General features: G+C 67.2%; 9 protein-coding genes and 1 pseudogene. 9 read left to right on the top strand and 1 reads right to left on the bottom strand.

Features of this window, described 5'->3' with window-relative positions; all coding sequences use genetic code 11:
- The first annotated feature begins 329 nt into the window (after positions 1-329).
- Positions 330-1757, top strand: a complete 1428-nt coding sequence (locus tag FHR84_RS03355) for a CNNM domain-containing protein (protein ID WP_179533919.1) — start codon at positions 330-332, stop codon at positions 1755-1757.
- Complete coding sequence (locus FHR84_RS03350) at positions 1757-2779, top strand: CNNM domain-containing protein (RefSeq protein ID WP_179533918.1); 1023 nt, start codon at positions 1757-1759, stop codon at positions 2777-2779. Before FHR84_RS03355 ends, FHR84_RS03350 begins: the two co-directional genes overlap by 1 nt.
- 341 nt (positions 2780-3120) lie before the next feature.
- Here the strand turns inward: FHR84_RS03350 and FHR84_RS03345 are convergent, their stop codons facing one another.
- Complete coding sequence (locus tag FHR84_RS03345; RefSeq protein WP_179533917.1) at positions 3121-3858, bottom strand: TMEM164-related integral membrane acyltransferase; 738 nt, start codon at positions 3856-3858, stop codon at positions 3121-3123.
- Positions 3859-4122: 264 nt separating this feature from the next.
- Here FHR84_RS03345 and FHR84_RS03340 point away from each other — a divergent pair, with 264 nt between their 5' ends.
- From FHR84_RS03340 to FHR84_RS03310, 7 genes and pseudogenes are all read left to right on the top strand, one after another.
- Positions 4123-4938, top strand: coding sequence for a methyltransferase domain-containing protein (locus tag FHR84_RS03340; RefSeq protein WP_179533916.1), 816 nt, complete (start codon positions 4123-4125; stop codon positions 4936-4938).
- Between the two features lie 121 nt (positions 4939-5059).
- Positions 5060-5704: pseudogene (locus tag FHR84_RS03335) on the top strand (AAA family ATPase); the annotation flags it as partial.
- 1036 nt (positions 5705-6740) lie between these two features.
- On the top strand, positions 6741-8447 hold the full coding sequence (locus FHR84_RS03330; protein WP_179533915.1) for a WD40 repeat domain-containing protein: 1707 nt from the start codon (positions 6741-6743) through the stop codon (positions 8445-8447).
- A 60-nt stretch (positions 8448-8507) separates the two neighbouring features.
- Positions 8508-9878 carry a GTP cyclohydrolase II RibA gene (ribA, locus tag FHR84_RS03325; RefSeq protein ID WP_179533914.1) on the top strand — a complete coding sequence of 457 codons (1371 nt, stop codon included), beginning with the start codon at positions 8508-8510 and terminating at the stop codon, positions 9876-9878.
- 290 nt (positions 9879-10168) lie between these two features.
- The gene (locus FHR84_RS03320; protein WP_179533913.1) at positions 10169-10837 is read left to right on the top strand and encodes a DUF6308 family protein; all 669 of its coding nucleotides are present in this window, start codon (positions 10169-10171) and stop codon (positions 10835-10837) included.
- A gap of 4 nt (positions 10838-10841) precedes the next feature.
- Positions 10842-11534, top strand: coding sequence for an HAD family hydrolase (locus FHR84_RS03315; protein ID WP_179533912.1), 693 nt, complete (start codon positions 10842-10844; stop codon positions 11532-11534).
- A gap of 109 nt (positions 11535-11643) precedes the next feature.
- On the top strand, positions 11644-12954 hold the full coding sequence (locus FHR84_RS03310; RefSeq protein WP_179533911.1) for a glycosyltransferase: 1311 nt from the start codon (positions 11644-11646) through the stop codon (positions 12952-12954).
- Positions 12955-12983 lie beyond the last annotated feature (29 nt).

Below are 12983 nucleotides of genomic sequence, written 5' to 3'. Positions count from 1 at the left end.
TCAACCGGCGCCGCATCGGATCGATAGCCCGCCAGGTGTGCGGGCTCGCGACGGTGATGCGCGTGGTCTTCCCACGTCGCGCAACGCAGGCCAGGCTATGCATGAACCGCTCTACGCCCGCAACAGGACACTGCGACGCTCTTCCGGTCGGGTCGCGACGGTCGACGGGCCTGAGGCACGCGTAGCCGACGGTTGACTGTAGCCGGCAAACCGGGAGATCGGCCGACAGCGCTCCCACTGCCAGGATGTGTCCGCGGGTCGGACCGCGCTCGTCTCTCACCCGGGTACCGACCTACCCGCCAGAATCGGGCATTCGGCACAATGGTCGCGTGGTACTGGCTCTCTCCCTGCTCGGCGGTCTGCTGCTGATCGCCGTGATCATCGCGGCCAACGGGTACTTCGTCGCCCAGGAGTTCGCCTTCATCACCGTCGACCGGGCACGGCTGGAGGCCCAGGCCGAACAGGGTGACCGGGTCGCCGGGCGGATGCTGCGGGTGACCCGTCGGACGTCCTTCATGCTGTCCGGCGCCCAGCTGGGCATCACCGTGACCGGTTTGCTGGTCGGCTACGTGGCCGAGCCGCTGGTCGGCAACGCCGTGGGAACGCTTCTCGGGACCACGGGGGTGTCCACGACCACCGGCATCGCGATCGGCACCGTCGGGGTGCTGGTGGTGTCCACCTTCGTGCAGATGCTCTTCGGCGAGCTGTTCCCCAAGAACCTCGCCATCGCCCGACCCCATCAACTCGCACGGTGGTTATCGGCCTCGACGGTGCTGTACCTGCGCCTGGCCGGCTGGTTGATCTGGTTCTTCGACCGGGCCTCGGCCGGACTGCTGCGGTTGCTGCGGATCGAGCCGGTGCACGACGTCGAGCACGCGGCCAGCCCGCGTGACCTGCAACGAATCGTAGCCGCCTCCCGCCAGGCCGGAGAACTTCCCGCCGAACTCTCCCTGCTGCTGGACCGAGTGCTGGACTTTCCGGACCGGGACGTCGAGCACGCTCTCGTGCCTCGCTCCCGCGTGGACGTGCTCGGCGACGATGTCACGCTCGCCGAGGTACGCGAGACCATGAGCCGGGGGCACTCCCGGTATCCGGTGCTCAACGACGACGGGAGGATCGAGGGCGTCGTGCACCTGGTCGACGTCCTGGACGCGGTCGCCGAGGGCGCGAAGGCCGACGAGCGCCCGGTCACCGAGGTCGCCCGCCCCGCCACTGTCATCCCCACGCTGATGTCACTGCCCGAGGCGGTCACCGCGATGACGGAGTCCCGGGGCAAGCTGGCCTGCGCAGTCGACGAGTACGGCGGTTTCGCAGGCATCGTCACGGTCGAGGACCTGGCCGAGGAACTGGTCGGCGAGCTCACCGACGAACACGACGTCGACGAACAACCCCACCTGCTCGCCGGCGACGACGGCGAGCAGTGGTGGGTCCGGGGTGACGCCCCGCTCGACGAGGTCGAACGCGAGCTCGCCCACGTCCTCCCCCGCGGGGACTACGAGACCGTCTCCGGCCTCGTCATCGCCAGCCACGGAACGCTGCCCGACGAGAACACGGTGGTCGACATCGGGCTTCCGGGCGATCCGGTCGAACTCGCTCACCAGGAACACCCACCGGACCGGGTGCTGCGCGCCACCGTCACCGAGATCGAGCAGCACGTGCCCGCGCTCCTGACGCTGGAGCTGCTCGAGAGCACCCCGAACGAGAACTCGGCAACGGCTGACGGCCAGCCGACCGATCCCGGCCACGAGGAGTCCTGATGCACGGCCCCTGGACGGCCATCCTGACCACCATCGCGATCATCGCGGCCAGCGCGGTCTTCGTCTCGATCGAGTTCGCCACCATCGGCGCGCGCCGGACCCGTCTGGAGGAACAGGCGACCACGAGCCGCGCGGCCCGGGCAGCCCTGCGCAGCACCTCGGAGATCTCGGTCCTGCTCGCAGGCTGCCAGCTCGGCATCACCGCCTGCACCCTGGCACTGGGCGCGATCACCGAACCGGCCGTGGAACACGCCCTGGCCCCCGTGCTCATCGCACTCGGCCTGCCCCACTGGCTCGGCGGCGCGATGGCGTTCGTCCTAGCGCTGCTGCTGGTGACCTTCCTGCACCTGGTGGTGGGAGAGATGGCGCCCAAGTCGTGGGCGATCGCGCACCCCGAGCGCTCGGCCGTCCTGCTCGCCTTCCCCATGCGCGGCTTCATGTGGCTGTTCCGCCCCGTGCTGATGCTGCTCAACAACGCCGCGAACAAACTCGTCGAGGCCGTCGGGGTGCAGCCGGTCGACGAGGTCGCGATCGAGCAGAACCCCGACGAACTGCGCCAACTCGTGCGGCACTCCGCCGAGAGCGGTGACCTCGACTCCTGGTCCTCCGACCAGCTCGCCGGCGCGCTCGAACTGACCCGGCTGCGGATCGGTGACCTCACCGGCGAGGAACCGATCGCCTCCGTACCGAGCACGGCCACCGTGGCCGACGTGCAGGCCGCCAGCCGGCGGTCCGGACACCTGCGGATCCTCGTGGGCACCCCCGAGGAACCCGGCGGTCTGGTGCACGTCCGCGACACCCTCACCACCGCCCCCGAGCGATCCCTCGACGGGCTCGTCCGCGGCTGCTCCGAACTGGCCCCGGACACCACCGTCCTCGACGCCCTCTCCCGGATGCGCCGGACCAGCACCCAACTGGCCCTCGTCCGAACCCCCGAACGAACGATCGGGGTGGTCACCATCTCGGACATGCTGAAAGGGCTCTTCCCCCCGCGGACGACCGCCGAACCCGGCCGGACTTGATTCCGGGCACCACCGCCCCTCGATCACCCGCGGTCGACGACCGCCCTTCCGCCGTTCCCGCAGCGAGCCACTCACCCCGGGCGCCTCGTGAGCGGGGAGCCATCGCCGGCACGGTGCCCGCGGGCGCGAGCGAGGTGGGCAGGTTCTCGTTCAACCAGGTCCGCAAGCCCGGCAGAGCCGTCGTGGCCGCTCCTTCCGCCGCCCGATATCGTTCGTCGCTGAACGACCGATGTCTGTCAGTGACATTTTCGGCGGCTGGGCTCTGCCACCTGTGTCGGGGCGCCATCGGTCGAATCGTCAAGCGAACGGCCCCGACTCGGACAACGGGCTCCAAGTGGCGATCACCTCGCCGGTGTGGCCCGGGCTCGCCGCGTCGACCGCCCGGCCGAGCGCGTCCACGGCCACGTGATCAACGCCCACGCGGCGATCCCCACCGCGAACTCGACGGCGAGGTACCACGGCCACGGCCCCATGACGTCCAGCAGCGAGGGATTGTCGGGCTTGGCGTTGAGGAAGCCGTAGTTCGCCCCGGTGACCAGGTTGAACCCGAACACGGACACCCCCCAGGCGATCGTGACGACGGCGGCGGTCGCCAGGCTCCGCCAGTCGGGACGCGACCCCAGTCCCCAGGTCAGGTAGATGGCCGCCCAGACCACGAGGACGTGCTGGGTCCAGAAGTCGACGAAGTCGACGTGCGGAAACCCCGGCGCGTCCAGCGCCGGAGTGATCATGGCCTGCGGGTTGAGCGTGAGACCCCAGTAGTACGTCAGCGAGTACGCCCACTGCCACCGCGTCCACAACGCGCAAACCGCCACGAGCCAGGTGAAGTCGGACAGGTGCAACGGCAGCGAGACAGCGATGTCCCACTGCGGCGGCAGGAGCCGGTAGATCTGCATCGCCACCGCGAACAGCCCCAGCAGCAACGCGAACGCCCTGGCGAACAGCACCCCCGAGCGCGTTCCGCGCTGTCGGCGTCCGGCACGGACGAGCAGCCCCGCCCCTACCGCCGCCACCCCGAGGAGAGCCCAGTGGGAGACGCCGTAGGGAGTGAACGTCTCCTGCGCCCACGACGGGTCCACACCGGAAGAGTAGTAGAGGAACCGCTCGGCTCGCCCGCGAAATCGCACCACACGCGAGCCCGCTGACCGCTGTCGTGCTTCCGCGGCGAGCCGGTTCTTCCCACGACACCGCCGTGTGATCGTGGGCGGCTACTTGTGGCGGTCGCGGCGCTCCCCCTAATATTTCCCACAAAATGAACTGAATCACCCAAATAATGAGAAAAACGTGGCGGATCCCGACATCCGAGCAGCGGTACCACCACGGCGCGGCGGGGAGGATCAGCGGTGCAGACTTCCGACCAGGACTACGGCCAGGGCCACGCCGAAAGCGTGATTCGCTCACAGCGCTGGCGAAGAGTGGACAACTCCGCCGCTTACCTGGTCGAACGACTCCGGCCGGGACAGGCCGTGCTCGACGTGGGCTGCGGCCCCGGAACGATCACGGTCGACCTCGCCGGGCGGGTGACGCCCGGCCGTGTGGTGGGCGTGGACCCGGGCGAGTCGGTGCTGGCCCAGGCACGTGCGACCGCCGCGGCGGCGAGGACCGACAACGTGGAGTTCCGCCGGGGCGACGTCCACGAGCTGGACTTCGACGACGACACCTTCGACGTGGTGCACGCGCACCAGGTGCTGCTGCACCTGACCGATCCGGTGGGCGCTCTCCGGGAGATGCTGCGGGTCGTTCGCCCCGGCGGGGTCGTCGCCGCCCGCGACACCGACTACGCCGGAGCGATCTGGTGGCCCGCCGACGAGAGGCTGGACCGCTGGCAGGAGGTGTACCGATCGGTGGCGCGGGCCAACGGCACCGAGCCGGACGCCGGGCGGCGGCTGCTGGCCTGGGCGCGCGCCGCAGGGGCGGACGAGGTGACTCCGAGCGCGTCGATCTGGTGCCACGCCACTCCCGAGGAGCGCGCGTGGTGGGGCGAGATGTGGGCGGAGCGGATCCTGGACTCGCGCATCGCCGAGCAGGCCGTGTCAGGCGGTCACGCCAACCGCGAGGAACTGGTCGCGATCTCGGCGGCCTGGAGCGAGTGGGCGCGGCACCCCGACGGCTGGCTCGCCCTCCCGCACGGCGAGGTGCTCTGCCGCGCCCCCGGCTGAACGGCTCGACACGAGCCCGAGCGACCCCGGCGCCGAAACCACACCCATCACCGCGTCCACGGCGGCGACCGGCACGGCGCCGCGGCTCGCCGTAGCGTCATGATCGCTCACTGTGGGCGATGTGGCCCGGCTCTACGGCGCGGTGCTGGCCGAGTTGGGCGTGCCCACCTCCGGGCACCTGGTCGAGGTCTCCCGCGCCGACCTGGTCGCCGACATCGTCGGCGGGACCGCGATCAAGACCACCGAGGAGTTCAACAAGGCGCTCGGTGGCGTGCTCCTCCTCGACGAGGCCTACACGCTGAGCAGCTCCTCCGGTGGTTCCGGGCCGGACTTCGGCAAGGAGGCCATCGACACCCTGGTCAAACTGATGGAGGACCACCGGGACGAGGTGGTGGTGATCGTGGCGGGCCACTCCGAGGAGATGCGCGAGTTCCTGGCCACCAACCCCGGGCTGGAGTCCCGCTTCAGCCGGACCATCGAGTTCACCAACTACACCGCCGAGGAACTGGTCACGATCGTGCGCCAGGAGTGCGCCAAGCACGACTACCAACTCGAGGAGAACGCCGCCGACGCGCTGCTCGAGCACTTCGAGGCGCTGCCCAAGGACGGCGCCTTCGGCAACGGCCGGACCGCACGCAAGACCTTCGAGCGGATGGTGGACCAGCAGGCCTCACGGCTGTCGGTCTCACCGGACACCTCCACCGCGGACCTCACCCGGCTGACCGCCGAGGACCTCGACGGCGTCAGGGCGAGCACACCGGGGTGATCCGGTGGGTTGCCGGATTCTCGGGAGGGCGGTGCACTCGTCCGACATCACGCCCCGGGCTGTGCACCGGATCTCTCGATCGAGCCTGGACCGGGCCGGACGGGCAACCGCCCCTCGAGGCGATCGTCGAGCGGAATGGTCGCCGCGATCATCTCGGAGAGCGTCGGGCACGGTCGCGGATGGTCGGCCCGCGCTTCCGCCAGGGCGTGGTCCTGGTCCACGGCGGACCTCGGAGGGCCTGTCCCGCAGCAGGCCACCGACGACAGCCGCCCCGGGCTCATCGACACCCGAGGAGCGAGGAGCCGCTGCAACGCTGGATCTCGGCCTCACCCGCGGATCACCGAATGAAATACGGGAAATACGGGATCGTGAGCATCGGGACGCGCTCGCCGAACAGCCGAATCGGACAGGCAACCCCCGACTGAAAGCCCGAACTCCGTCACCGGTACCGAACAACGAGCATGCACCGCGCTCCGGCCGAGACCGGCCAGTCCGATGATGGCGGCTGATGACGGCCTGATCCCGATGTCGGCACGTCAGCGCACCAGCTCGGTCGTACTCATCGCACTCGACGAGGTGGAGCTCACCACAGCCGGACACCGTCATCCGGGGGATCGCGAACGGATCGCCTGGCAACGTTCACACCTCACCGCCACAACGGGACTCCTGCCCCGACGGGCCGGGACTCCGGGCAACAATCGGTCCCTCCTACCGCACAAACGGTTTCGCCGAATCTTTCCGGAAATCCACGGGAATACTAACCAGAACAAGACTGAAAGCGCAAACCCCGGCGGCACACGACCGGGGCATCGACGTTAACCTCACCCGTCGCGCATCCATACCTCCGTTTTCGGACGCATGAGCAGTCGATTAATTGTCCACACCTTCCCAGAACCGGAACGTCCCGTCAAGAGTCCACATCGTACTCGAACGAAAAACCTTTCTCTTGACCCGCTTTGTGCGGAAGTGCACACTACGCTCTCGGAGGCAGCACCCGGTTAAACCAGGACTTCCCCGGTTCGCGCGAGGAGGATCGTTGATACAGCACCACAGTCCTATTAGTGGAATCGCGGCATTTTCGGACAAGTATGTGGCCACCGCGGGATACGACAACCAGGTGATCCTGTGGAATCAGCGGAACGGGGAGCCTCTTCGGCGCATCCTCCACGACCACCTCGCCAACCAGTGCCAGTTCAGCCGGGACGGGACTCTGCTGGTCACGTCCTCGAGCGACTACACGGCGCGTTTGTGGTCCGTCCCGGACATGCGTTTGAGAGCGGTCCTGAACGATCACGACGACGACGTGGAGATGTCGACTTTCCACCCGACTCTCGAGTACGTAGCGACCGCGTCTCGCGACCACATCGTCCGGGCGTACGATTTCTCCGGAAAACTAGTCAGAAAGTTCGTCGGGCACAGTGCCGACGTCATCTCCGTCGAGTGGTCCCATTCGGGAGACGAGCTCATCAGCTCCAGCGACGACGGAACGATCAAACGCTGGTCCCTGGAAAGCGGTGATCTGGTCGCGGACATCGACCTGGGAGGCGCCGAGACGGACACCGTAGCCATCAGCACCGACGGGACGATCTACGCGGGCAACGACGAAGGCGAACTGATCGTTCTCACCTCGAACGGGCAGCGGACCGTCAAGGCCCATGCGGCCGGAATCAAGCGTCTGGTGCTCGGACAGCAACACGGTCTGCTCGTCAGCCTCAGCTACGACCGGAGCATGCACCTCTGGGACGTCACGTCCCCGGAGCCGACATGGTTGAACAGCGCCGAGATACCCGACGACGTGTGGCCCCGGTCCTGTGCCTTCGGGGCGAACTCCACGCTGGTATTCGCGACCTTCGGTGCGACTTACCGCACCTATGACTACGAAAGCCGCCAGTGGGACTCCACAGGCGCTCCTCCCACCCCCGGTGTGAACGCGGTAGGCCTGCACGACGGCAGGAGACTCACGGTCGGTGACTCCGGAAGGGTCCGGGAGGAGGACCGGCAGCTCGCGGACGTGGGGAGTCTGTGCAACTTCCTGATCTCCACCGGTGGACTCGTCCTCGCCGGTGGCCAGCTCGGCAAGGTCTTCGACGCGCTCTTCGCGAGGAACCTGTACCAGCACAAATCACCGTTGAACTGTGCCGCCAAGTTCTGGAAGGACGGGATCGAGCACGTCGTCATCGGTTCCTACACCGGCGAGGGGCTGGTCTTTCGCTTCGACGAGCCCGGCCGGCTCGAGCACGTCGGGGACCTCTCCCTGCACGACAACGCGATCAAGGGCGTGGCGGTCTCCGGCGATCTCATCTTCTCCGTCTGCGCCGACCACAGCGCTGCCTGGCACAGGGTCAGCACATTCGAGCACCTGCGTACGAAGGCCGATGCCCACGGCATGATCGCCGACGACTGCGTCGCCCTGGGAGACGGGTGGTTCGCCAGCGTGGGGCGGGACCTCAAGCTTCGCGTCTGGTCCCCCGAATTCGACGTCCGGGTTCTGGAGACACCGCACGAGCACTCGCACAAGTGCGTCGCCGCGAGCCCGGACGGGCGCAGAATCGCCATCGGCGCCTACGACGGGGTCGTGGGCATCTACGATCGTGACGACGACAGCTGGCCAACGGTGACCCGCCCCACGGCCGCGGGAATATCGGACATCATTTACGACGGAGTGAACCGGAACTTCCTCGCCAGCTCCTACGACGGAAATGTGTACCAGGTCGAGCAGCGGGCCTCGAGCAGTGCCGCATAGGTTTCGCACCAGCCGAACCGGCCACTCGCACATGCTCCACCACCGACACAGGAGCACGCCATGCAGCACGAAGAAAAAACCACGGAAAAAGACCTCAGAACAGAAGTGGAATTCTTACTGGGAACAACGCACGGAGAATTTCGGGCAAAGGCTTTTCAGCCCTCCGGCGACAACGTGCACACCTATCTCGCGCTGATCGTGGGCGACATCGCGGACGGCGATTCGGTACTCACTCGCATACACTCCGAATGCCTGACGGGAGACTCGCTGGGATCGCTGCACTGCGACTGCGGAGTACAACTCCACGCGACCCTGAGCACGATTCGGAACGAGGGGCGCGGCGTGCTGCTCTACGTTCTCGGACACGAGGGGCGCGGAGTCGGCCTGCTGAACAAGCTGCGCGCGTACGCCCTCCAGGAACAGGGAGCCGATACGGTCGAGGCCAACACGATCCTCGGTTTCGCGGCGGACACGCGTGAGTTCAGCGGAGCGGCCGCGGTTCTGAAGAAATTGGGGGTGAACAGTGTTCGCCTCATCACGAACAACGACGACAAGGCCGACTCGTTGAAGGCTGAAGGCGTCGACGTCGAGTGCACGGTACCCGCCCATGTGGCGTCGCACTCACGCCACGCCAGATACAGCGAGACGAAGCGGGAGAAACTCGGGCACTCTGCTCCCCGGGGAGGGGAGTTCCTCACCGACGACGAAGTCATCCGGGACGTTCCGGACCTGCTCGGCCTGCCGGCACAACGGCAGAACCGCCCCTACGTGATCGTCAAGTACGCGCAGACCCTGGACGGACGCCTGGCGACGAGCACTGGCGACTCCAAGTGGATAAGCTCGGAGAAGGAACGGACCCTGTCCCACTCGATGCGGGCCGCCTGTGACGCGGTGCTGGTCGGGATAGGAACCGTGCTGTCCGATGATCCACAACTGACGGTGCGGATGGTTCCCGGAAATTCACCGCTCCGAGTGGTATTGGATTCCCGCGGCCGGACACCGACGGATGCCCGCGTGCTCGACGACGGCAGTCGCACGGTGGTGATCACGACGAGCGACTGCGATCCCGAAAAGCAACGCTCGCTGGAGAGCAGCGGTGTCACGGTACTTCGTGCGCGGAAGGGCCCGCAGGGCGTAGATCTGAACGACGCCTTTCGCGCGCTCGGCGAGTTCGGAGTGCGCACTTTGCTCATCGAGGGCGGAGCAGAAGTGATAACCTCGGCGATGTGTGATCAAACTGTTGATCGCATCGCGGTCTCCACGTCACCGGTCATCGTCGGAGAGGGACGATCGGCTGTCGGCGATCTCAACATTCGGTGGGTCGACGACGCTCTGCACCTGTCCGAGACGTCCATGATACGAGTGGACCGGGATTCCGTCCTCTTCGGAACTCCTCACGTCAAGCGGCCGGTACCCGATCTGGACGCGTGATACCACCACGCGTTGACACCGGCCCCTCACGATCGCGGCAGGGTGGTGACCGCTCCCGAGCAGTTCCGGTGTCTTCCGGACGAGTTCCCTCGAACAGAAGACCGGCGGAGAGCTCTTGCCGCCCGTGGCGACTCGCGCGTGTCGTCCCGGCGCGGCAAGGCCTCCCGGGCCACGCAGGACCACAGGTGCGACAGTACGGCGAGTGAGAACCGGGCACGGACAGCACTCGGCCACGAGGAGATCGCTCCGAACCGCCGGCCGGCGGACCGAGATCATTTCCCGAGGAGACCATGGAGCCACGACAACCAGGTGAGGACCTCCGGTTGATGTCGGCCGACGAGGTTCGGGCACTGAGCATCACCGAGGCGGTGAGCACGCTCCCGCCGACCACCGCCTCCTACGACCACATCCAGAGCGATCCCCAGCAGGTCAGGCTGACGGACTTGACGATCGCCTCGTTCCTGGGAGCCCCGCCCCCGCTCGAAGCGGCGCTCGACGAGCTCTCGGCCGACGGATTCTCCGGCGTCGCCGAGAAACTCGACGACATGTCACGAGCTCTTCGGGACATTCCCACCGACACCGACCTCTGGGCATGGGAGGACTCCGCGGAGAACCGGGGAAAACTCGAGCGGTTGTACTCGGAGTGCGCGCTCCCCGGCTTCTCCGTCTCGCACGTCACGAAACTCCTGCACCGGAAACGCCCCTTCCTCCTTCCCGTCGTCGACGAGGAATGCATGTGGCCGGCTTTGACCACTGCCCCCTCCGATGACTGGACGAGCGCGGAACTGACCGAGGTCTCCTTCGCGCTCGGACGAGTACTGGCCACCGAAAGAACCGCACTGGAAAAGCTCCAGCAGGAGCTGGAGCGGCGGTCGCACCCGTTGCGCACGCTCACACCACTGCGGCTCTACGACCTGCTGTGCTGGCAGCAGCACAGCGACCGGACACGGACCACCTGAACGCATGGGCCGAGACGAGACCGCGGCTGTGAACCGACTCCTGATCTTCGACTTCGACGGTGTGATCGCGGACACCGAGGCAGCTGTCCTCCAGAGCTGGCAGGAGCTCTACCGCGAGTTCGGCCAGGAGCTCGAGACACGTTGGTGGGTTGACAACGTCCTCGGCAAGCCCGCAGGCACGATCGACGTGCTCGCCGAACTGGAGCACCGTCTCGCAGCACCGCTCGACAGACCGGAACTCGCGCGCCGCAGGCAGGAACGAGAAACCTGCCTCGTCGACCGAGTGGCCCCCCGCCCTGGTCTGCGGGAGCTACTCCGACAGGCACGCGAACAGCACTGCCGAACAGCAGTCGCCTCCAACTCGACCCGAGCTTGGGTGCTGCCCCACCTGCGACGAATGGAACTCGTCGACTGCTGGGACGGCATTCGCTGCCGAGACGACGTCGACCGGCCGAAACCGGATCCACAGATCTATCTCCGGCTCGTCGAACTGCTGGGGACTTCGGCGAAAAACTCGATCGCGTTCGAGGATTCGCCGCTCGGCGTGACGGCATCGGCGAACGCGGGACTGGTGAGCGTGGCCAACCCCACCTCGCTGACTCGTGACAGCAGCTTTCCCGAGGCACGACTACGGCTCGACTCGTTGGAGGGCATCGGACCGGCGGCATTGCACGAGCTGCTCGGGGAGCCGTTCTGATCGGTTCCGCGGCAACCACGTCTTCCACTCCGAGCCGAGGCGCCCGGGCGGGGAATTCCTCCGCAGGCGACGACGAGCCCCCAAACCACGGACTTCTTCGAGGCAGAGCATGAGCAGCACGAGCACTTCACCACGAATCGCGCACGTCAGCGTCAGCAAAGCCTTGGGCGGGGTCGCGGAAGTCATCCGCGCGGAGCTCCCGTACGCGGAGGAACACGGTTTCGCTGCCGAGTGGCACGAGGCACCCGCCTTCGGTGAAGCACAACAGGCCGCGCTGGCGTTGCACCTCGCGCTGTACGGAACGAACGACATCGCCGCGGAGCTCGACCTGGACAGCGCGCTGCGCGAGTACCAGGACGCTTGTGCGGAGCGGCTCATCCGGTCGATGGGCGAGGTGGACGGACTCGTCCTGCACGACCCGCTGTGTCTGACACTGGCTCCCCGGCTGCGGGAACACGCCGGACAGATACTGTGGCGCTGCCACCTCGGAACCGCGGAGCACACCGGTACAACGGTGCGAGCCCGCGACGCCCTGGTTCCGTACCTGGACAGCGTGGACGCCGTCTGCTTCCTGAACCGATCCTACGTCTGGCCCGAGCTCAGCGACGACGCACGAGTGCACCTCCTGCCGCCGGGACTGGACGGTCGTTCCGCCAAGAACGCCGACCTCTCGAACACGGCAGCCGAGCAGGCCTGGCCCCTGCTCGCGACGACCGGGCAGCTGCCCAACGCCGTAACCGGTCCCCGCTCCCACGCCGACGGCCCGCGGCGGAGCGCGAATGTCGTGCACGAGCACGGAACCGGCTACCTCCGGGACGCGGACGCTCCGTTCCTGCTGCAGGTGTCCCGCTGGGACCCCCTCAAAGGACTTCCCGAGCTCGTCGAGGGCTTCCTTCCGACAGCGCTGGACAACACGGAGCTGGAACTCGTGATCGTCGGCCACCACATCGACACCCGACGCAACTACCCGATGGACGTCGAGATCCGTGACTCGGTGCTCAGGGCACGTGCGAACCTCCCGCACGAGGTCGCCCGCCGCGTCCACGTGTGGGAGTTCGCGGACGTTTCCCGCCCGGCCCAGGACCTGGCCATCAATCTCCTGCAGCGCAGTGCCCACGTGGTGGTCCAGAACAGCCGCAGGGAAGCGTTCGGGCTCACCGTCACCGAGGCGATGTGGAAGAAGGCGGTGGTCGCCGCCACAGCTGTCGGCGGAATACCCGAGCAGATCGACCACGAGCACAACGGATTGCTGCTCACCGGCGCCGAAGGCGGGCCGGAATGGCGGAGAACGCTCGATCGTGCGGTGAACTCGGGTGACAGGAGAAGAACCTGGGGCGAACGTGCTCGCGAGAAGGTGCGCCAGAACTACCTCGTCGAACAGGTACTGCAACAGGAACTGGGCCTGTTGCGTCTTTCTTGACCACTCTTCCGGAACACCCGACTGATACC

Source organism: Actinopolyspora biskrensis (assembly GCF_013408175.1).
GTDB classification, from domain to species: domain Bacteria; phylum Actinomycetota; class Actinomycetes; order Mycobacteriales; family Pseudonocardiaceae; genus Actinopolyspora; species Actinopolyspora biskrensis.
Note: the sequence above shows the minus strand (reverse complement) of the source record. Positions and strands in the feature narration are given on the sequence as shown.

Bases quoted from the DNA above. Each gene is read 5' to 3' on its own strand.
- FHR84_RS03350 (WP_179533918.1), top strand. From the start codon at position 1,757: ATGCACGGCCCCTGGACGGCCATCCTGACCACCATCGCGATCATCGCG.
- ribA (WP_179533914.1), top strand. From the start codon at position 8,508: ATGCAGCACGAAGAAAAAACCACGGAAAAAGACCTCAGAACAGAAGTG.
- FHR84_RS03320 (WP_179533913.1), top strand. From the start codon at position 10,169: ATGGAGCCACGACAACCAGGTGAGGACCTCCGGTTGATGTCGGCCGAC.
- FHR84_RS03315 (WP_179533912.1), top strand. From the start codon at position 10,842: ATGGGCCGAGACGAGACCGCGGCTGTGAACCGACTCCTGATCTTCGAC.
- FHR84_RS03310 (WP_179533911.1), top strand. From the start codon at position 11,644: ATGAGCAGCACGAGCACTTCACCACGAATCGCGCACGTCAGCGTCAGC.